The 20,213-nt window shown below is 61.7% G+C and carries 20 protein-coding genes; 10 read left to right on the top strand and 10 right to left on the bottom strand.

Features of this window, described 5'->3' with window-relative positions; translation table 11 throughout:
- The first annotated feature begins 89 nt into the window (after window positions 1-89).
- The 6 genes from pbpC (at window position 90) to E4P01_RS22310 (ending at window position 6,943) form a co-directional block, all read left to right on the top strand.
- Window positions 90-2,420: a peptidoglycan glycosyltransferase PbpC gene (gene pbpC / locus E4P01_RS22335; protein WP_078820189.1), complete on the top strand. Its 2,331-nt coding sequence runs from the start codon at window positions 90-92 to the stop codon at window positions 2,418-2,420.
- Between the two features lie 161 nt (window positions 2,421-2,581).
- Complete coding sequence (locus E4P01_RS22330) at window positions 2,582-2,890, top strand: MazG-like family protein (RefSeq protein ID WP_078820190.1); 309 nt, start codon at window positions 2,582-2,584, stop codon at window positions 2,888-2,890.
- A complete protein-coding gene (locus E4P01_RS22325) occupies window positions 2,883-3,632 on the top strand; it encodes a methyltransferase domain-containing protein (RefSeq protein WP_216090684.1) in 750 nt (249 codons plus the stop codon). Before E4P01_RS22330 ends, E4P01_RS22325 begins: the two co-directional genes overlap by 8 nt.
- Before the next feature lie 24 nt (window positions 3,633-3,656).
- Complete coding sequence (locus E4P01_RS22320; RefSeq protein ID WP_032878100.1) at window positions 3,657-4,259, top strand: DUF4136 domain-containing protein; 603 nt, start codon at window positions 3,657-3,659, stop codon at window positions 4,257-4,259.
- A 44-nt stretch (window positions 4,260-4,303) separates the two neighbouring features.
- Complete coding sequence (locus tag E4P01_RS22315) at window positions 4,304-4,861, top strand: DUF4136 domain-containing protein (RefSeq protein ID WP_032878099.1); 558 nt, start codon at window positions 4,304-4,306, stop codon at window positions 4,859-4,861.
- Between the two features lie 138 nt (window positions 4,862-4,999).
- Window positions 5,000-6,943, top strand: coding sequence for a pilus assembly protein TadG-related protein (locus E4P01_RS22310; RefSeq protein WP_216090685.1), 1,944 nt, complete (start codon window positions 5,000-5,002; stop codon window positions 6,941-6,943).
- On the opposite strand, the gene E4P01_RS22305 is transcribed toward E4P01_RS22310, so the two are convergent.
- The gene (locus E4P01_RS22305; protein ID WP_216090686.1) at window positions 6,928-9,681 is read right to left on the bottom strand and encodes a PAS domain-containing sensor histidine kinase; all 2,754 of its coding nucleotides are present in this window, start codon (window positions 9,679-9,681) and stop codon (window positions 6,928-6,930) included. The genes E4P01_RS22310 and E4P01_RS22305 overlap by 16 nt on opposite strands.
- Entirely contained in the window at window positions 9,678-10,115 is a 438-nt protein-coding gene (locus tag E4P01_RS22300; protein WP_032878095.1) for a TadE family protein, read from the bottom strand. Before E4P01_RS22300 ends, E4P01_RS22305 begins: the two co-directional genes overlap by 4 nt.
- Before the next feature lie 71 nt (window positions 10,116-10,186).
- On the opposite strand from E4P01_RS22300, the gene E4P01_RS22295 reads away from it, so the two are divergent.
- Together E4P01_RS22295 and E4P01_RS22290 are read left to right on the top strand one after the other, a co-directional pair.
- A complete protein-coding gene (locus tag E4P01_RS22295; protein ID WP_078820193.1) occupies window positions 10,187-10,636 on the top strand; it encodes a prepilin peptidase in 450 nt (149 codons plus the stop codon).
- A gap of 123 nt (window positions 10,637-10,759) precedes the next feature.
- Complete coding sequence (locus E4P01_RS22290; protein WP_032878093.1) at window positions 10,760-11,545, top strand: response regulator transcription factor; 786 nt, start codon at window positions 10,760-10,762, stop codon at window positions 11,543-11,545.
- A 75-nt stretch (window positions 11,546-11,620) separates the two neighbouring features.
- On the opposite strand, the gene E4P01_RS22285 is transcribed toward E4P01_RS22290, so the two are convergent.
- Genes E4P01_RS22285 through cpaB form a run of 8 tightly spaced genes read right to left on the bottom strand, consistent with a single transcriptional unit; the run spans window position 11,621 to window position 19,046 of the window.
- Window positions 11,621-11,893, bottom strand: coding sequence for a DUF3613 domain-containing protein (locus tag E4P01_RS22285; protein WP_032878092.1), 273 nt, complete (start codon window positions 11,891-11,893; stop codon window positions 11,621-11,623).
- Window positions 11,894-11,903: 10 nt separating this feature from the next.
- Window positions 11,904-12,629 (bottom strand): tetratricopeptide repeat protein, encoded by a 726-nt coding sequence (locus tag E4P01_RS22280; protein WP_216090687.1) that lies wholly within the window; start codon window positions 12,627-12,629, stop codon window positions 11,904-11,906.
- Between the two features lie 10 nt (window positions 12,630-12,639).
- The gene (locus E4P01_RS22275; protein WP_005784440.1) at window positions 12,640-13,527 is read right to left on the bottom strand and encodes a type II secretion system F family protein; all 888 of its coding nucleotides are present in this window, start codon (window positions 13,525-13,527) and stop codon (window positions 12,640-12,642) included.
- 1 nt (window position 13,528) lies between these two features.
- A complete protein-coding gene (locus E4P01_RS22270) occupies window positions 13,529-14,410 on the bottom strand; it encodes a type II secretion system F family protein (RefSeq protein WP_216090688.1) in 882 nt (293 codons plus the stop codon).
- An 8-nt stretch (window positions 14,411-14,418) separates the two neighbouring features.
- The gene (locus tag E4P01_RS22265) at window positions 14,419-15,690 is read right to left on the bottom strand and encodes a CpaF family protein (protein WP_032878088.1); all 1,272 of its coding nucleotides are present in this window, start codon (window positions 15,688-15,690) and stop codon (window positions 14,419-14,421) included.
- Window positions 15,687-16,880 carry a pilus assembly protein gene (locus tag E4P01_RS22260; protein WP_032878087.1) on the bottom strand — a complete coding sequence of 398 codons (1,194 nt, stop codon included), beginning with the start codon at window positions 16,878-16,880 and terminating at the stop codon, window positions 15,687-15,689. Before E4P01_RS22260 ends, E4P01_RS22265 begins: the two co-directional genes overlap by 4 nt.
- Window positions 16,877-18,082: a type II and III secretion system protein family protein gene (locus tag E4P01_RS22255; protein ID WP_032878086.1), complete on the bottom strand. Its 1,206-nt coding sequence runs from the start codon at window positions 18,080-18,082 to the stop codon at window positions 16,877-16,879. Before E4P01_RS22255 ends, E4P01_RS22260 begins: the two co-directional genes overlap by 4 nt.
- A gap of 19 nt (window positions 18,083-18,101) precedes the next feature.
- Window positions 18,102-19,046 (bottom strand): Flp pilus assembly protein CpaB, encoded by a 945-nt coding sequence (cpaB, locus tag E4P01_RS22250; protein WP_216090689.1) that lies wholly within the window; start codon window positions 19,044-19,046, stop codon window positions 18,102-18,104.
- A 335-nt stretch (window positions 19,047-19,381) separates the two neighbouring features.
- Between cpaB and E4P01_RS22245 the strand changes: the two genes are divergently transcribed.
- Window positions 19,382-19,579: a Flp family type IVb pilin gene (locus E4P01_RS22245; protein ID WP_032878084.1), complete on the top strand. Its 198-nt coding sequence runs from the start codon at window positions 19,382-19,384 to the stop codon at window positions 19,577-19,579.
- A gap of 53 nt (window positions 19,580-19,632) precedes the next feature.
- Window positions 19,633-20,034, top strand: coding sequence for a response regulator (locus tag E4P01_RS22240; protein WP_032878083.1), 402 nt, complete (start codon window positions 19,633-19,635; stop codon window positions 20,032-20,034).
- Window positions 20,035-20,213 lie beyond the last annotated feature (179 nt).

The following is a 20,213-nucleotide window of genomic DNA, read 5'->3' as shown; positions in this document are numbered from 1 at the left end:
TGCGTGTCCTGATAAGAAGGTGGGCGTAACTGAGCCTTTGGTCGTTATTGCGACAGGCTAGTTCCCTACAAGCATAGAGGTTTAGCCGCTTGAATTTGCGTTTTGTTGCCCGCTGGACCCTGGCGAGCCTGCTGTTGGTAATCGCCGTGCTATGGCTGGCCGATCGTATCTGGCCATTGCCCCTGCCCCAGGACGACCTGGCCCGTGTGGTGCTGGCCGAAGATGGCACGCCGCTGTGGCGATTTGCCGATGCCAACGGCGTATGGCGCTACCCGGTGCAGACGCGCGAGGTGTCGCCGTATTATCTCGACGCGCTGCTCACTTACGAAGACCGCTGGTTTTACCAACACCCCGGGGTAAACCCGCTAGCGCTGGTACGCGCGACCTGGCAAAACCTGACCGGTGCACGGGTGGTGTCCGGCGGCAGTACCTTGTCGATGCAGGTGGCGCGTTTGCTCGACCCGCATTCACGCACCCTGCATGGCAAGTTGCGTCAACTGTGGCGTACCGCGCAGTTGGAGTGGCACCTGTCCAAGGACGAAATCCTCAACCTTTACCTCAATCGTGCGCCCTTCGGCGGCACGCTGCAGGGCGTGGCAGCGGCGAGTTGGGCGTATCTGGGCAAGTCGCCCTCACAACTGACCCACGCCGAAGCCGCCTTGCTCGCGGTATTGCCCCAGGCGCCCAGTCGCTTGCGTCCGGACCGTCATCCGCAACGTGCCCAGGAGGCCCGCGACAAAGTGCTGCGCCGCCTCGCTGAATTCCAGGTGTGGCCGCAGCCTGCGGTTGATGAAGCCCTGGAAGAACCGCTGCTGCTCGCCCCGCGCCTGGAACCGAGCCTGGCGCCGTTGCTGGCGCGGCGTCTGAACCGCCCCGACAGCCCGCCGCTGATTCGCACCACCCTGGACGCCACCCTGCAACGCCGCCTCGAAGACCTCCTGTTGGGTTGGCGTGCACGCCTGCCGGAACACACCTCGGCAGCGATTCTGGTGGTGGAAGAGGAAAGCATGGCAGTGCGCGCCTATCTGGGCTCGGTGGATATCAACGACACCAAGCGTTTTGGCCACGTGGACATGATCAGTGCGCTGCGCTCGCCCGGTTCGACCCTGAAGCCTTTCCTGTATGGCATGGCGTTGGACGACGGCCTGATTCACTCCGAGTCCCTGTTGCAGGACGTGCCCCGGCGTTACGGCGATTATCGGCCGGGCAACTTTTCCATGGGCTTTACCGGGGCGGTGCCGGCGAGCACGGCGCTGTCCAGCTCGTTGAACCTGCCGGCGGTGCAACTGTTGGAAGCCTACGGGCCCAAGCGCTTTGCCGCACAGATGCGCATCGGCGGCATGCCGTTGGCGCTGCCGGCGCTGGCCGAGCCGAACCTGGCGCTGATCCTCGGGGGCGCGGGCAGTCGCCTGGAGGACCTGGTGAGCGGCTACAGCGCCTTGGCCCGTGATGGCAAAAGCGCGACGTTGCGACTACAGCCGGAGGACGCGCTCAGGGAGCGGCCTTTGCTGTCGCCGGGGGCTGCGTGGATTGTGCGGCGCATCCTCAGCGGCCAGGCACGGCCCGACCGCGACCCGCGTGCCGAGCTGGTGCAACGCCCGGTGCTGGCGTGGAAAACCGGCACCAGCTATGGCTTTCGCGATGCCTGGGCGATTGGCGTGGGCCCGCGTTATTTGATCGGCGTCTGGATTGGCAGGCCCGATGGCACACCCGTGCCGGGCCAGTTCGGCCTGGCGTCGGCGGCGCCGTTGATGCTGCAGGTGCATGACGTGCTGACTAACCGCGACAGCCAACGCGGCATCAGTGCCCCGGTCAAACCGGTGCCGGCGAATATCGGCGTGGCGGCAATCTGTTGGCCGCTGGGCCAGCCCATGGCCCGCAGTGACCCCAATTGCCGGCGCCAGCGGTTTGCCTGGACCCTGGACAACACTACGCCGCCTACCTTGCAGGCATTGGATCAACCCTTGAGCGTGGGGCTGATGGAGAGCATCTGGGTCAATGCCAAGGGCTTGCGGGTTGATGCCCATTGCCCTGGCGCGGTGCCGAGGCATATTGCCCTGTGGCCCGCGCCGCTGGAGCCCTGGTTGCCAAGGGTTGAGCGCCGTGAAGCGCGCATTCCTGCGCCTGACCCGGATTGCCCGCCACCGGCGCTGGCTGCGGCTTCGCCATTGTCCATTGTGGGCGTGCGCGAGGGCGACCAGTTGCGCCTGCCCGCGGCCAGCCAACAAGCCTTGCGCCTGAAAATCTCCGCGTTGGGCGGCAGCGGTCGGCGCTGGTGGTTCCTTAATGGCGCGCCGTTGGGTGATAGCGCCAATCAGGACAGTATCAATGCCAGTTTTGAGCGGCTGGGGCGCTATCAGCTCAGCGTGTTGGATGAGGCCGGGCAAACTGCGAGGCTTGAGTTTAGCGTGGTTGATTAGGGCCTCATCGGGGGCAAGCCCCCTCCCACATTTTGAAATGTGTTCACAAATCAGAGTGTGGGAGGGGGCTTGCTCCCGATAGCGCCCTTGAGAACACCACCGCTATTCACTTGCCTTCAATCCCCATCCCCCTGAAGCTATACCCATTCAGGAGCCCCCCAATGAACCTCGAACACCTCACCGAACGCCTGCACCGCATCCGCGATGCCAACGACTGGAAGCAGTTCCACAGCCCGAAAAACCTGGCCATGGCCGCCAGTGTGGAAATGGCCGAACTGGTGGAAATCTTCCAATGGCTTACTGAAGACCAATCCCGCCAGCTTCCCGCCGATAAACTCGCCCATGCGGGCCAGGAAGTCGGTGATATCGTGCTGTACTTGCTGTTGCTGTGCAGTGAGCTGGGCCTGGACATGAATGAAGTGGTGCGTGCCAAGTTGGCCGACAGCGAGCGGCGGTTTGCCCATGAGTGATCGTCATTTCGACCAGTTGGCCACGCGTTTTGCCGAGAAAATCTATGGCGGCGCCAAGGGCGCGATTCGCCTGGCGGTGCTTCAGGCTGACTTGCTTGAAGCGTTGCCTGATCGTCCGTTGCGCGTGCTGGATATCGGCGCGGGCCTGGGGCATATGTCGCTGTGGCTGGCCGAGCGCGGCCACCAGGTGACCTTGGCTGAACCCGCTGAGCCGATGCTCGACGGTGCGCGCCAACGTTTTGCCGACGCCGGCCAAAGTGCGACGTTTATTCATGCGCCATGGCAAGACTTGCTCGGCCAACTCACCGAGCCTTACGATCTGGTGCTGTGCCACGCGGTGTTGGAATGGTTGGCCGAACCCCATGCCATCCTGCCGGTGCTGCATCGGTTGACGCTGCCCGGCGGCTGGTTGTCCCTGGCTTTCTACAACCGCGATGCGTTGATTTACCGCAACCTGCTCAAAGGCCACTTTCGCAAAATGCGCAAGAACGACATGGCCGGTGAAAAGCAGAGCCTCACGCCGCAGCAACCGCTCGACCCTCGGGAATTGGCGGCGCAACTCGAAGGGTTGTGGCAGGTCGAAAGCCAGAGTGGGGTGCGGGTGTTTCACGACTACATGCCGATGGAATTCCAGGCCCGCGCCGATTTGCAGGACTTGTTGGAGATGGAGCTCGCTCATCGTCGTCACCCAAGCTTTGCCGGGCTTGGGCGTTATTTGCACTGGATCTGCCGTCCGGTTTAAGCGGCCCAGTCTGCGGAGGTCGAAATGCGTCGTCTCGGTTTAATCCTGTTATCCCTGGGGCTGGGGGCGTGCTCCAGCCCCAACCCTTACGTCGCCGCTTCAGCGCCGATGCCGCCGGCTCCGGCGCAGGCGGCCACGACCTTTGATGCCAGCGCCTATCCGGCACCAGTACGCGACTATGGCGCCTATCGCAGTTGGGGCTGGCTCAACGGCCAACTGCCGGCGGGTACGGCCTGGGCCGATTCGGCGCAGATTGCCGAGGCGGTCAGCGGCGCCCTCGACCAGCGCGGCCTGCGCCCCTTGCATGACAACCGTGTGCCCGACCTGCTGGTGAGTGCCGATGTGCGCCTGGAGAAGCGCCTGCGCCAGGTCCAGGACGATTACGGGTATGGCTACAGTGGCTACAACCGCTATGGCAACGGTTATGGCATGTACAACACAGTGCCTGTGGTACGCACCTATGAAGTGACGGTGGCGGTGGCGCGCATCAGCCTGTTCGACGCCCGCACCCGCCAGCCGGTGTGGAGCACCAGCGCAGAAACCACCAGCCAGGGCAGCCTGAGTGAGCGCGCCGATAGCTTGCGCAAGGCGATGCAGAAGGCAATGGCTGCCTATCCGCCCAGTTAGCAGCTATTCTCATTTCAGGTTCATGTCGTTTTCTGGAGAACATCATGTTGGGTCGCATCGCTGCACTTGCTGTTGTTGTGTTGCTGGGCGGTTGCCAGAGCAACCAGGTCAACCACGATTTCGACGCCAGCCGCGACTTTGGCGCCTACCGCAATTGGGCCTGGAAAGACCCGGCGTTGCAGTACCGCCCCGATGACCCGCGGATCAAGAGCGACCTTACCGAGCAGCGCATCCGCCAGGCCGTGGGCGAGCAACTCGACCAACGCGGCCTGCGCCCGGCAGCGGCAGGTACCAAGGCCGACCTGAATGTACAGGCGTACCTGATCGTCGAAGACCGCCAGCAACAAGTCACCACCAACTACGGCGGCGCCTGGGGCGGCCCATGGAATGGCTACTGGGGCGCGCCGATGTACAACGAAACGCGCAACATCACCTATAAAGTGGCGACCATCCAGATCGACCTGCTCGACGGCAAGGACGGCAAACTGGTGTGGCGCGGCAGCGACGAGCAAATGATGGCCAGCACGCCTAATCCGGAAGATCGCAGCAAGGCCATCCGCAGTACGGTGACCAAAATCCTTTCCAACTACCCACCGCACTAATCAACACCGCCCCTCCCACAAATTTTCCAATGGCAAGAACATCTCCGCCAGTCGCCAATATGGCGAGTTGCCAGCAACCTGCCTGTCCCTTGTCTACACTCCAGTGCAACCCCGGTGAGTTAGCGCAGGAGTGCTTCGATGTCTCCCCGATTCGGTTCCAGGCAGCGTGGGGCAATAGGCTTGATGGCGGCAGGCACCTTGGCCTTGGCCCTGGTGTTTACGTTGCTGGCGGTCGACAGCGGGCGTCTGTATCTGGAAAAGCGCAAGCTGCAGTCCGTCGCCGATACTTCGGCGCTGGAAGCGGCCGGCCTCGGTGGTCAGTGCGGCGCCAACACCACGGCCAACGCCTACGCCACGCAAAACGCTGCGCGCAATGGTTTTGTGGTCGGCAATGGCCGCACCTTGGCCGTAACGTGCGGGACCCTGGCCACCAACGCCCTGAACACTCGGGTGTTTACCGCCGATGCCACCAAGAGCGACGCGATCCGCGTGGTGGCTTCGCGCACGGTGATGAGCAGCATCGCCAACGGTCTGTGGAACCTCTTTAGTGGCGCGCCGATCACCGCGCAAATCAACCTGAGCGCCACCGCTGTCGCGGCGACGCCTCCTCCGGTAGCGCAGTTGTCGATCCGCAGCAGCCTGGCCAGTGTCGATTCGAGCAAGTCGCCAATACTGAACCTGGTCATCGGCAACCTGCTGGGGGGCAACCTGTCGCTCACGGCAGCCGGTTGGAACGGCTTGTTGCAGACCAACGTCAACCTGCTCAGTTATCTGGACCAGTTAGCGATCGACTTGCAGGTAAAGGCTGGAGACTACGATGCATTACTTAACACCGCCGTCTCCGCTACCCAGTTGATCGATGCCGCCGTCAAGGTCTTGCAGAAAAACGGCGCGGCGGTCACGTCGGTGATCAATGACGTGATTTCTATTGAAGCGATTGCGCCTAATTCCAAGCTGTTGACGGTGGGGGACCTGATCGACATCGCCACTGGCACGCCGACGGCGGCGCTCAATACCAATGTGCAACTGTTTCAGTTGCTCGAAGCGGTGGCGCAGTTGTCCAGCAGCAAGAATGCCGTGAGTGCGGCGGCGCAAATCGCTATTCCGCTGGTGGGCAACGTTTCGATCCAGACCAAAGTCATTGAGCCGCCGCAGTTGTCGGCCATTGGCAATCCGGCATTGGCGAAGAAGGGCTTATTGAATGTCCCTCCGACCGATCAGATTTTTGTGCGTACTGCGCAAGTGCGCACATTGGTGACCGTACAGGCGCCGATTATCAAGGCCGTGTCCGGCGTGGCTTCCATATTGACGGGGCTGGGTACGCCGGTGTCTCAAGTGGTCAAGGGCTTGTTGAACCTCAACCTGCCGGCAGTGGTGGGAGGGGTGCTATGCCTGGTGGCCTGCAATGTGGCTGATGTTGATGTTACGACGTCGCTGGCCATTTACATTGAAGCCGGCAGCGCGCAAACCCATGTCACGGACTTCAATTGCGACTCGCCGGCCTCCAAATCCTTGACGGTGAAAACCACTACGTCCCTGGCTACCCTGGCGGTTGGTACGGTGGATCCGGTAGCGGCTTTTTCTTCATCCGCACCTGTCAATGTGCAGCCTGTCAGGCTGATCGATTTTGGCGAGCGCTACTGTGTTGTCCTGACGCTGTTGTGCAGCCCCACCCGTACACCCAATGTGGGGGGCGGTTTGCTGTTGAAGGCCAACTCCACCATTGCCGCGCAAACCAGCACGATGGTGTTTTCGCCGGTTGCCGAGATGAATGCGCCGCCGACCTATAAGTTCGCGCCGGGCACAGCCGATATCGTCGGTAGCCTGGCGGCGACTTTAAATGGCTTGCAGGTGACTTACGCACCGCCCAGCGGCAGCGTATCCAACGGTGCGCTGGCTGGCGTCGCCGGGCTGCTGGCGACAATCACCACGGCGGTGGTGGGGCTGATCCAGAACGTGCTGTCGCCGATCCTTGATCCCATCGTCAACACGTTGCTCAGTGCCTTGGGCATCAACTTGGGCAACGCCGAAGTTGGCGCCAACCTCACCTGCCATATGGGCCGGGCTTACCTGGTGATCTGATCCTGGACGATGGGCAGTTCTACGCAGAATTTCGCTCCCGCCTCGCCATTGCTGACGCTCAGGCGCCCGCCCATGTTTTCTACAATCCCATAGCTCACCGAGAGCCCCAGCCCGGTGCCTACGCCAATCGGCTTGGTGGTAAAGAACGGCTCGAAAATCCGTTCCAGCAAGCGCGGGTCAATGCCGCCTGCGTTGTCTTCGACCCAGATGCGTACATGGTGGCGGTCATGCTCGCTGTACAGGGCAATCCAGGGGCGCAGTGCGGGATTCTTTTCGCGCTGGCTGAGCAGCGCGTCGCGGGCGTTGACCATCAGGTTGATCAGCACCTGTTCCAACTGATCGACGTAGCCTTTGACCTGCACCGCAAAGTCCGCAGGTGTGATGCGCACTTCCACACCTTTGCCACGCAAGCCTTCGCTGAGCAACGCCAGGGTGCCTTCCAGCGCTTGCGCCGGGTCGAACGGTTGCTGCTCGATTTCCGAGCGACGGCCGAACACGCGCATGTGGTCGACCACCCGGGCTGCGCGTTGCACCTGGGCGTCGATGCGCTGGAGTTTTTCGGTGAGATAGTCGATTTGCACATCGCCATTGCCCAGGCGCTTGAGCACGTTGACGACGGCCATATGCATTACGTTCAGCGGCTGGTTGATCTCATGGGCCAGGCCGGTAGCCATTTCGCCGAGGGTGGCCATTTTGGCGCTTTGGGTCAGTTGTTGTTGTGAGCGGCGCACTTCAGTGTTGTCGCGGCCCACGGCTTGCACTTCCACCAGGGTGCCTTGCTGATCAAACACGCCACGGTCGGACCACACCCACCAGGCATGTTCGCGTCCGGGCAGTTGCAGGCTGATCTCGGCGGTGCTGACCGGGAATTCGGGGGTCAATCGCGCGATGCGTTGCACAAAGGACGCGCGCTGTTCATCCGACAGCCATTGGCCTAGGTCAATGCCCGGCAATTGGGCGGGCTGGCATTCCAGGTAGTTGGCCAGCGGCGTGTTGCCGAAGGTCAGGATCAGGTCGGGCCGGTAGCGGCAGATCATTGCCGGTGAGTCTTCCACCAGGATGCGGTAGCGCTCCTCACTTTGGCGCACTTGCTCAGCCGCCAGGGTCGCTTCGGTCACGTCCAGCCACAGGCCCACGGCTTCCACCGGCAGGCCGAGGTCATCGCGCAACAGCTTGGCTTCGTCGAGCAGCCAGTGGTAATGGCCTTGTTTATCGCGCAACCGGTAGCGGCTGCGCACGGTGCCTTCGCGCAGCAGTTGGCGGGTGCGTTCAAAGTAGAGTTCGCGGTCGTCGGGGTGGATCAGCGTTGCCAGGGTGTCGTGGTTGCACTCGGCCAAGGTCCAGCCCAGCAGCGGTAACAGGCTGGCGCTGAAAAACGCCGGGTGCAGCGCGCCGTTGACGTAGCGCTGTACATAGATCACCGCCGGTGAGCTGGCAATCAGGTTGTCCAGGCGCGCATGGGCGGAGGCGGCTTGCAGTTGCTGGTTCTTGATGTCGCTGATGTCGAGCATGAAGCCGATCCAGCGCCGCTCACTGCCCACGCCCAGCACTTGCCCCTGTATGCGATACCAGAGCGGCGCCTGCTCGGCCTGTGTGCGTTGCAGGCGTACGCTGGTCAGCAACGGCTTGCCCAGGGCTTGCAGATCTTGCAGACGGCTATTGAGGGCTTGGCGGTCGGCGGGGTGGATCAATCCGAGCCAGGTGTCGAGGGCCTGGCGGGTGGGGCCGTCCTCTTGGCTCAGGTTGCGCAGCAATTGTGGCGCAAGCTGGATCTCTTGGGTGGCGGGCAACAGTTCCCACCAGCCGGTGCCGAGCAGGCCTTGCAAGGCTTCCACCCGTTCCAGTTGTTGGTGGTGGCGCTGTTCACGCAGGCGGCTCAACAGTGGCGCGGCGAGGGCGGCGCACAGGGTGAGCCAGTCACGTTCGCGGGTGTGATCCACCTGGCCGTCGTAGCAGCCACACAACAACCAGGCCGCCACGCCGTGGCTGTCGCGGTAGGGCACCAGCAAACCGCCGACGTTGCCGAAGATGCTGTGCAGGCGCGGGTTTTCGCTGCGGCCCAGAGCAATGTCCAGGTTCAGAGGCATGTTGCCGTTCAGGCTGTCGAGGCTGGTGCCAAGATGTTGCCCGGTTTGCCACAGGGCCGGGGCATCATGGGCGGCGTATTGGCTGTAGATGCGCCAACCCTGATCGTCTTCGTCGAGCAGCGCCATCGCTACGCAAGGTATGCGCCAGCGCTGGGCCACGCTACGCAGGTGCTCGTTGAACACCTGTGGCAGGCGGTTGAAGCTGCACACGCGCAGTTGTTCGCTCATCAGGCCAGCGAGTTGATGGTTCTGTTCGCGCTGTTGCATCCGTGCCCGGTCGGCCAGCAGGTCGGTGACATCCAGCAGATGCAGGGCCCAGCCGTCGCCCTCTGGCTCAAGCCAGCCGCGGGTGTGCAGAACCAGGCCGGCGGCACCCTGAAAGTCCAGGTCCAGACCCTGTCGTTGCCATTGCGGCGGTGCACCTTCGACACTCAGCGCGCTGCTTGGGCACAGCAATGTGCGCAACGGCGGGTTGGGCGTGTTGACCAGGTGTTGGTCGAGCAGAGGCCGCAGGCTACCGGCAATGCTTAGCACTTGGCCCAGGTTGTCCAGTTGCAACTGCAGGCCCGGCGCAGGCGTTGCCGGGGCATCCAGGGCCAAGGCGCTGCTGCGCCCGCGCAGGCGTGCGAACAATTTATCCCCCGTCGTCAAAACTGAAGGCTCGAGGTAGCGGTCAGGTTGGTGGGCAGGTTCGGAACGGTGCCAACGCCAGGCAATACCAGGGCCGGCAATACCGCTTTGATGTTGGCTGATGGATAAGTGATTTTCACCGTCAGCAAGTTATTGGTGTAAGTGGCGGTGATGTAGCCGGGCAAAAAATTCAAGGAGCCGGGGATCCAGTTCAACTGCGCCTGGGCTGCATCTTTGGCGCGCTGCACAACCAAAGCCGAATAGCCTGCGGTGCCTGGGTCCAGTGACACACTGCGGCGCACGCCTTCTGCCGCCGCCTGGTGGAACGACTGCATCAGCAGCAGCGGCAAGCTGTAGCTGAGGAGGCCGTAGAACACCGCAAAGAAGATTACGAAGACCAAGGCAAACTCGATCGCCGCCGCACCTTTTTGCTTTCTCGGGAGGCCTGATTTCATGACTGCGTCTACCCTGAGGCGAGTACCTGATATCAGCATAGAATCATTCGGCAAAAAGGGATGTTTTTTACGTGATCCAGAATGTAGTGATATTGCTGTGGTTGGGGCTGTGCGCTTTACAGGATATGCGTGAGCGGCAAATTGCTAATACGCTGACCCTGGGCGTCGGATTACTGGCGTTGATCTACCTGCTGTGGACCGGCTCGACGTGGCTCGGTGCTCCACGCAGCGATGGCGGCCTGGCCCTGGTGCTGGCGCTCGCCCTGACCCTGCCGGGTTATGCGTTGGGCCGCTTCGGCGCCGGGGATGTGAAGTTGTTGGCAGCCCTGGGCCTGGCCTCCAATACCGAGTATCTGCTGGGGTCTCTGATTGGCGCGGGCATCGCCATGGTGGCTTGGGCACTTATGCATCAAGGGCTTAGCTCAAGCCAGGTCGAGGGAGAGGCGCAAGTGTCAACAAAACAGCCTTTTGCACCCTTTGTTTTGACAGGTTACGTGGGCTGCTGGCTTTGGATCCATTAGTCATTCAGGTGGATTAATGCTATGTACATAGTCAGAAAGTACGTCTACGTTTAATGAGTGGTTGTGGGATTTTTCGTCAGAAAGGATAGGTCATCTTTTGGCTTGCCAGGCATGGAGTAGCGCGTGAACAAGCTTACATCAGCAGTAAAAGTGCTCGTAGTCGACGACCAACCGTTAATCGTAGAGGAGCTCTGTGAATTTCTTGAAAGCAGCGGGTACCGTTGTGTCCCGTGCGAGTCCAGCAAACAAGCTATAGAGCGTTTCAGCGAAGACCCTCTGATCGGCCTGGTGCTGTGCGATCTGCATATGCCGGACATGGATGGCATCGAACTGGTTCAGGCGTTGCAACGCGTCGCCGGCAAGCATCGTGCATTTGAAGCGATCATGCTCACCGGGCGCGCCGACAAGCAGGATGTGATCAAGGCCCTGCGTGCAGGGATCGCCGATTACTACCAGAAACCGATCAATCTGGATGAACTGCTCGAAGGCCTCAAGCGCCAGGAAGCGGCATTGGAGGAGCGGCAAAAGGACCTGCAACTGGGTACGCTTAACCAGAAGTTGCAGTACCTGTCCGAATCCATCAATGACTTGTATATGGACCTGGACAAGGTGCGGCGCAACCCGGCGCCCAAGGCCAGCGACGGCGAGGCGATGGCTGACGAAGCCGGGCCAGTGGAAATCCCGGCGATCTTCAATCAGTTGTCTCCGCGCCAGTTGGACGTGGCGCGCCTGGTCGGCAAGGGGCAGACCAACTACCAGATTGCCTGTGAACTGGGGATCACCGAGAACACGGTCAAGCTGTATGTGTCCCAGGTGCTGCGCCTGACCCATATGCACAATCGCACACAGTTGGCGCTGGCGTTGTCACCGAGCAACTCGGCGATGGGCCAGCGGGTGACGGCGCACTGAAAGCCCAGTCAACGGCAGAGCAAAAGCAGGTAGAGATTCAATGTGGGAGGGGGCTTGCCCCCTCCCACAGTCACCCTATTTATTCCCGCTCTGCGCAGACCCGCCCACCTTCTGATCAAAGAACTCCGGGATCGGATGCTTGTTGCTGTCCAGCCAGCGCTTCAGCGCCTGCTCGCGTTCCGCCGGCGTGGTCTTTTGCGGGTTGGCCGAGGCTGCGCGCCCGCTGAGTTGCAGGGCCATCCAGTTTTCTGTTTCCGCCTGCTGCGGCGAAGACGGTCCAGCCTCGATGGCCGATGCTGCGTAGGGCAGGGCCAGCAATGCGAGGCTGGCGAGGTAATGGAGTTTCATCATCGGCTCCCTATTTCACAGACGCCGGCAGCGTGTCGCTGACGGCCGCTACCTGGTCTTTGGATGGACGGACCGTTGCCGCAGCCGCACCCTTGATGCGTTGCGCGCGTGCCTGGGCCTGCGTCACTTGCTCGGGGCTCAGCCCGAGTTGGCCGACCACTTTTGCGGCCTGCTCCCAGTTGTCCTGGTAAATCAGCAAGGTCACCAGGTTCACCGCCGCCAATTGATCGCTCTGCTTGAGTTCGATGGCGGTCATGAATTCAAAGCGTGCGTCTTCAAGGCGCAGTTGATCGAGGTACACCACGCCCAAGTCATTGCGGATTTTTTCGTCGGTGGGCGCCAGGCGTGCCGCACGTTGCAGATGGGCCATGGCCTGGCCATTGTCGCCCTTGGCCGATGCCAGTTGCCCCAGGCCGTGCTCGCCATCGGCGGCCAGGCAGGTGCCGAGCAAACTGCGGTACAACGGCTCGGCCTCGGTGCGGCCCAGCAGGCGATAGGCGCGGGCCTGGCGCTGGCGCACCTGAGGCAAGGTAGCGGGCAGGTTTTGCAGGTTGGCCAGGCTGGCGTGCAGCTTGCCTTCGTTGGCCATGTCGTCGGCCAGGTTCAAGGACAGCTCCTGGTCCGAGCTGGGTTTGGGGCAACTGCCGGGCGCCAGCAAGCCGGCCCACGGAGCCTGGGCATTACTGGCGCAGCCACCCAGCATCAGCACGCTTATGGCGACAATCAGTGGCTTCATAACAGACTCCTCAGAAGTTATTCAGGGCGCGGGAGATGGCGATCATGGCCGGGCCCCCGAGCACAATCAGCAAGGCTGGAAACAGGAACACCATCATCACCACCGACATCTTCGCCGACATTTTCGAGATGTATTCCTGCAGGCGGGTCAGGCGGCGGTCATCGAGCAATTGCTTGAGCGCCAGCAGCGACTTCATCGCGCCGCCGCCCTGCTGAATCAGTTGCTGAAGAATGATGCAGGTGTCGGTGAACTCGTCCACCGCCAGCAGGCGCGCGGTCTTGCCCAGCTCCTCGGACAGCTCCAGGCCCGAGTCGACTCGCGCCAGGATCAGGCGCAGTTCATGGGTCAAGTCAGGGAGCAGGCGCTGGGCTTCGGTGCTCAACACTCGCAGTGATTGCTCAACCGCCATGCCGGATTCGAACAGGATGCGCAGCAGCGGAATGAACGTGGAGATTTCCCGAGCAATGCGTTCCTGGCGATATTTGGCGCTGAGGGCCAGGACGCGCTTGGGCAGCAGGTAACCAATCCCCAGGGCCACCGCCGGCGCGATCCACGGCGAGCCGGCATGGGGGAACAGCAGTTGCTGGCCCAGTAGGGTCAGGCCCAGCAGCACGATCGGTACGCCGACCTGGCAGGCGGCAAACATCGAGCGTTGGTTGGCCTTGCGCCAGCCCACACGGTTGAGCAGGGTCTGTGTTTCGTTGTCCAGGCTGACCGAGCGCTGGGCCACCTGGCTGGCGCCCAGTTGGCGCATCAGGCTGCCGAGTTTGTCTTCGCGGGTCAGGTGGCCTTGCAGGCGCTGGCTGACCATGCGCTGGCGCCGCCGTTGCTCCAGCAGGTTGCCGGCTATCAAGGCGACGGCGGCGAGCAACAGCAGGATGCTGATCAGAATCGCCATTTCAGATACTCCGCAACATGCGCCACATGACGAAGGTGCCCGTGATGTCGAGCGCCACCGCGGCCAGCAACAAATAGCGCCCGGTACCGTCATTCCACATGCTCATCAGATAACCCGGGTTGACCATCAGGAAGTAGCCCACCATGACGATGGGCAAGCCCGCCAACACATAAGCGGTCATGCGTGTTTCACCGGTCATGGCCTTGAGTTGGCGGGCGCCCTGCTCACGCTCGCGAATCATCTTGATCAGGTTCTCCAGCAATTCACTGGCGTTGCCGCCGTAGCGGTGGTTGACCTTCAAGCCCAGGGCAAACAGGCGAAACTCATCGCGTTCATAGAACTCGGCAAAGTCGCTGACAGATTCCGGCAGGCTTACGCCCATCTGCACGTTGCGCTGGATGCGGCTCATGGCCTGCTTGAGTGGCGCCTCGGTGCTGTCGATAGCACCCAGTACGGCATCGGCGAGGGTACGGCCCGACTTGAGGCTGCGCACGCTGTGGTCCAGCAGTTGCGGCAATTGTTCGATCATGCGCTGCACGCGTCGCTGGTAGCGCCAGGCAATGTACAAGCGCAGCAGCAGCGGCGGCGCTATCAACAGGGTGAGCAAACCCAGCCAGTCGGCCAGCAGGTAGCCCAGCAACATGCCCACGGCCCAGCAACTGAGCCACAACCCGAGGCGATCGGTGGGTTTGCCCAGGCCGGCACGCTGGAACATGCGCTCCAGCGCAATCCAGCTGCCGTTCGGTTCCTGGGGCAACGGCTGGCCGTCGGCGAGACGCTCCAGCACGCGGTCGGTGCCGGCCTGGCGCAGCCCGCGCTGGAACAGCCACACCGACAGGCTGATCAGCAGGATGCAGATGAGCAGCAAGATAAGTCCGGTCATGGTGCCCTCTACAACGGCAATGCCGATTCACGCCGCAGCTTGTCACCGGCCGGGTTGAGCGCCTCGCGCAGGAAGCCAAAACCGGTACGGCGGTCCAGGCGAAACAGAGTATTGGTGACATACACGTCATCGCGCACGCCCACCACTTCCACCACCTCGCTGACGCACCGGCGCCCATCGGGCAGGCGTGTCAGCTGGATCACCACATCGAGTGCCGCACAGATCATTTGCCGCAGGGTTTTTTCCGCCACCACGCGACCGGTCAGACCCACCAGGGTTTCCAGGCGCAGCAGCGCGTCCTGGGCATTGTTGGCGTGCACGGTGCTCATGGAACCATCGTGGCCGGTGTTCATGGCAGTCATCACGTCGAGTACTTCCACGCCGCGAATTTCGCCAAGAATGATGCGGTCGGGGCGCATCCGCAGGGCGTTGCGGATCAGGTCGCTGGCTTTGACCTCGCCATGCCCTTCGGCATTGGGCGGGCGGGTTTCCAGGCGCACCACATGGGGGTGGCCCAGTTGCAGTTCGGCCACATCTTCAATGGTGACCAGGCGCTCATGGGGGTTGATCAATTGGCTGAGGATATTGAGCAGCGTGGTCTTGCCGGTACCGGTGCCGCCACTGATAAGGATATTGCAGCGCTTGCCCACCGCCTCCTGGAAGAACTCGAAGATGCTGTGGTCTATGGTTTGCATCGCCACCAGGTCGCTGCTCTTGAGCATGTCCTTGCGAAACTTTCGGATCGACAGGCAGGGCCCATCCAGGGCAATCGGCGGGATGATCGCGTTGACCCGGCTACCGTCAGGCAGGCGCGCATCGACCATTGGCGAGGATTCATCCAGGCGCCGCCCCAGTGGCGCGAGGATGCGCTGCATGACGCGCTCCACATGGTGCGCATCGATAAAGCGCAGGTCGCTCTGGTACAGCACACCGTCGCGCTCGATAAACACCCGGTGCGGGCCGTTGACCAGGATCTCGGTCACCGACACATCGCGCAGCAGCACTTCCAGTGGGCCGAAGCCGGTCAGCTCATCGACGATTTCTTCGGCCAGGCGCTCCATCTCATAGCGCGAGATCGCCAGGTGCATGCGCGTGATGTATTCGGCGACTTTGTCGATGACAAATTGCGCCAGGGATTGGCGCGAGCCTTCCAGCAAATTCTGTCCGGACTCCTCGATGGCGTCGATGATGTAGCGATGCAGCACCAGTTTCAGGCCGTCGTGATCGTTGTGCGCGGCGGCGCCGCGAGTTGGGGCGCCGAAGAGTTTTTCGCCGTTCATCGACCTGGCCCCAACAGGCGCTCGAACCAGCGCGTCGAGGGTTTTGCAATGCCCTCGGAGCGTTTCGCCAGGCGCTCACCCAGCTGACGCAGGGCTTGGGTCAAGGCTTCGCGTGGTGCCAAAGTGAACAGGCTTTGCCCCTGGTTCTTGGCGTTCAGGCGCACTTCGGGGCTCAGCGGCAATACGGCGATGCACTCAAGGCCGAAGCTTTTCTCCAGCGCTTCGGTGTCGGGGGCGCAGCCTTTGATATAGCGGTCGACAAGCAGCTTGGCATGGTCGAGCTTCATGCCTTTTTCGCGCCACAGGTTCAGCACCGCGAGGTTGCGGCGACAGTCGAGTACGCCCTGGTCGGTGCACCACAGCAGCTTGTCGCAGTGGCTGACAAAGGTGCGCAACGCTTCGCTGTCAGCCTGGCCGGTGAGGTTCACCACGATGTGCTGGAAGTGCTGGCGCAGGGCGCTGAGCAGCATGTACAGCTCGGCGGCGCTGGTCACTTCCAGGGGCTCTTCGTTGCCGGCGTAGGCGAGGATGCGCAAGCCCGTGTCGGTGCTGGTGAACGCGCTGTTGATCAGTGTGGTGTCGAGGCGGCGCAGGTGGCGCAAGGCGTCGCCGAAATTGAAGGTACTCTCCAGGCCCAGCAGCGCGAGGCTGTCGCCCTTGGGCAGGCCGAGGTCGAGCAGCAGGGTTTGTTGGCCGCTCTTTTGCACCACCATCGCCAGGTGGCTGGCGAGCAGGGCGCCATCGGTATTGCCCTGGGCGCCGTAGAGCACGGTCAGGCCGCCAAGGTGGGCATTGGGCGCGGTGGGCGGCAGGCGTTTGCTCAGGCGCCGCACCAGCCCGGCGACTTCACTGGAGCGCGAGCCATAGGCGACAAAGTCTCTGGCGCCGGCGCGCATGGCGTTGAGTACCAATTGGTTATCCATGCCATCGCCGAGCGCGACCACCGCCAGCATCGGTTTGGCTTCCAGTGCGCCTTCGATCAAGGCGCTTTGGGCCACCAGGTGCTCGCGGTCCAGGCCCACGAACACCAGGTTGGCGAAGGTCACGTCCACCAGCGCCAGCAGTTCGTCGAGGCTGCCGCCGCCCACGCTGATCACTTGACCCAGCGGTGCCAGCGCACCCTGGAGCCATTCCAGGTCGGTGCTGTTGCGGGTGATTGCCAGGAAGGTCTGGCTCAGGCTATCGCTCATTGGGAAAGTCCACTGCGACGGTCGAAGTTGCCGTTTTCCAGGAAGAACAGGCGGAACCAGTTCGGGTCATAGTTGCGCAGTTTTTCGCCGGGCAAGGACGGCAATTGCGCATTGGCCGCCAAGGGTCGAACCAGGTGCGGGGTGACAATCATCAGCAGCTCTTTCTCTTCGCTCTGGATATTGGAGTCACGGAAAAACGCGCCAAGGATCGGGATATCGCCCAGGCCCGGAAGCTTGGCGATGGTGGAGCGGTTGGTGCTGCTGATCAGGCCGCTGATCACGAAGCTTTCGCCGTCGGCCAACGACACGCTGGTGTCGGTACGTCGCACGGTCAGGGCCGGCACCTGAATGCCCTCGATGCGGATCGCATTGTTGTAATCCAGTTCGCTGACTTCCGGGGCGACTTTCAGGGCGATGCGGTTGTGGTCGATAACCGTGGGCGTGAGGGTCAGGCGAATGCCGAACTCCTTGTATTCGATGGTGATGGTATCGCTGCCGGCACTGGGCACCGGGATCGGCACTTCACCACCGGCCAGGAAGGTCGCGCTCTGGCCGCTCATGGCCACCAGGCTCGGGCGCGCCAGGGTGTAGGCAAAGCCGCTGCTCTCCAGCGCGTTGATCAATGCCTTGACCCGCCCACCACCGAAACCGATGTTGAAGCTGTCAGCGCTCACCGGCAATTTGAACACGCTTTCGGCTGGAGACAGCAGGTCGGGGCTGCCGAGGAAGAAGTTCTTGCCCATGCCGAGGATCTTGGTGCTGGCTTCCTTGAGCTTGGTACGGCTGACTTCGACGAAGCGGATGTCGGTCTGCACTTGGCTGGGCAGTGTCGGGTCTTCGGAGGGCGACAGCGATTGGCTGGTCAGCGCCGAAGTGGCCTTGCCCTTGACGAACACCATGCTCTGGCGCGGGCCGGTCGAGCAGCTCGTCCACACCATCAGGCTGGTGGCGCCGGTGCCGACGCCGGTCAGCAGGAAATTGCGGTCGCCATTGACCCGCACGTCGGCGATTTTCGGGTCGCCAATGGCCAGGCGCGTGATCGCCACCGGCGAGTGCAGTTCGGTTTGCAATCCTTCGCCCACCTCGACCACAGCGGGCAGTTGGCCCAGGGTGTTGCAGTTACCCGGTGCTGCCATCGCCACGCCCACGGGCAAGCACGGCAGCATCAAGGCCAAGGCCAATTGAGCGTAGCGTTGGCTCATTCAAGGCATCCTTGTTCAATCAGGGGGTTTGGGGTGCTGACGCTGCGCCGCGAATCACTTCGACGCCGCGACGCTGGCCGGTGTCGGCAACCGTGGGGGCGATTTTCTTCGGCGGTCCGCTGAGGGCCAATTGAGTGAATTGGTAGAGGTCGCGGTTGGCGCTTTGCACTTTGTCCGGGGTATCGCTTTCGCCAGCCCAGTAGCGGCTGAGCAGTTGCTCATCGGCACTGCGCACGGCCAGGCGCAACGTGCCGGCCTGGGAGGCGAGCATCAGCCGGCTCAGCAGCGGTTCTGGCACTGCCAGCACGACGCTACGCGCGGAGGTACGGCGTTGGGCCGCCTGGGCGCGTTCTTCGGCGGTGGCCGGTGGCGGCACTGCGGGTTGGCCGTCGTTGGCCAGGCCCAGTTGATCGCCGACGCTGAGCAAGCGAATCGCCGGAATAACCACCTGTGCCGACTGCTCGGCATTGGCATTGTCCTGGCGCAGGAACAGCAACACATCGACGTAATCGCCGGGGCTCAACTGGCCACCGGCCCCGATGACTTCATCGACAGCCACGGCCAGGGCGCGTTCATTCGCCCGGATCATGCGGGCCAGGGGGCCGCCGGCGGTGAAGCTTTCTTCGTTCAGCCAGGTGCCGGCACCCAGGGCACGCAAAGGCGCGCGGCCGATGGCCTGGTCGAGACTAGTGAGGCTCCCGGCCGGGACGGTGCGCAGTTTTTCCACCGCCACATCGGCGGCAGTGAGAGCGACGAAAGGCGGCACCGCGTGTACCAGCACCACCACCGGCTGGCGGGTCTGGTCCTCGACGACGGCGACGGTTTTTTCAACGGAAATGACAGGTTCTGGTGATGGGGCCGCCACTGGCACTGGAGAACGGCTAAGCACCAGGCCCCAATACCCTGCAATCAAAGCCCCAACAAGCAGCAAGCCAGCCAGGACCATGCTGATGCGACTGTTCATGACGGCTCTCCCTATCCTGTTGCACGGCTTTTTTCCCGTTACTTCAAACGAGTTAAATTCGCAACTTGGCTGTGATGAACAACTAACGATTTGGCTATTTGAAGGTAGCTCAGCTAGGACAAAATGCCATTACCGAATGAAAAAATTATCTGAGGTTCAAGGGTGGTCCTGTAAATGCAGGATGTGCGGCGTGTTTGCGGCGACTAATACTTTGTGATTAATGCGTTCTTACAGTTGTGAGTGTTAAATTTCTTGACAATGCTCTAGTGGCACACGGCAATCATTGTGCGGGCCAGCTGTAACGGCGCTTTGTGGCGCATGAAGGAGATCTTCCTATGATCCTTGACCTGTTCTTGAAGTTGTACATTCATGCCCAGTTATTTCTGCGTCGCAGAGAGGGGGCGTCGGCTATTGAATATGTGATTATTGTGGCGATAGTGGCGTTGGTTATCGTCGGCATTGGTACTGGGCTTGGCGATAAGATAAAAGGCATCTTTAAGCAAGTGTCTGATGCGCTGCCAGCTGCGCCTTAACCGTAACTGCTGTACGTTTTCGTTCCGGTGATTCTTTTTATCAGGTACTGCCCATGAGCAACCCCTCGTCATCCCGCCAAAAAATCCTATTGGTGGACGACGAGGAGGATGCGCTGATCGAGTTGGCCGAATCCCTCGAAAACGAGGGATTCGTCTGCTTTACCGCCACGTCCGTTACTTTTGCCCTGCAAGAACTGACACTTAATCCCGATATCGCCCTGGTTATCACCGACCTGCGTATGCCCGAGGAAAGTGGTATCTCCTTGATCAAGCGCCTGCGCGAACATACCTCTCGCTCGCATTTGCCTGTGATCGTGATGTCCGGTCATGCCGAGATGGATGATGTCAGCGATATGCTGCGCTTGCAGGTGCTGGATCTATTTCGCAAGCCGATCTATCTGGTGCGGTTGATTGATACGCTGGATAACTTGTTTCCCCCCTCGAAGCCTCATTGATCGATGGATCAAATGCGAGTGCTGCCTGACAACTGACAGGTATTGAACTAATACACCTCGGTCAAAATGTGGGAGGGGGGCTTGCCCCCGATAAGCATGGGTATGGACACAGCTTGTGTAGCCGCAGCCAACCGTAACCACGATGCGAAGCGAGCCGCTCTTGATCTTGATCTGCTTTT

Source organism: Pseudomonas sp. NCIMB 10586 (assembly GCF_023127895.1).
GTDB classification, from domain to species: domain Bacteria; phylum Pseudomonadota; class Gammaproteobacteria; order Pseudomonadales; family Pseudomonadaceae; genus Aquipseudomonas; species Aquipseudomonas synxantha_A.
Note: the sequence above shows the minus strand (reverse complement) of the source record. Positions and strands in the feature narration are given on the sequence as shown.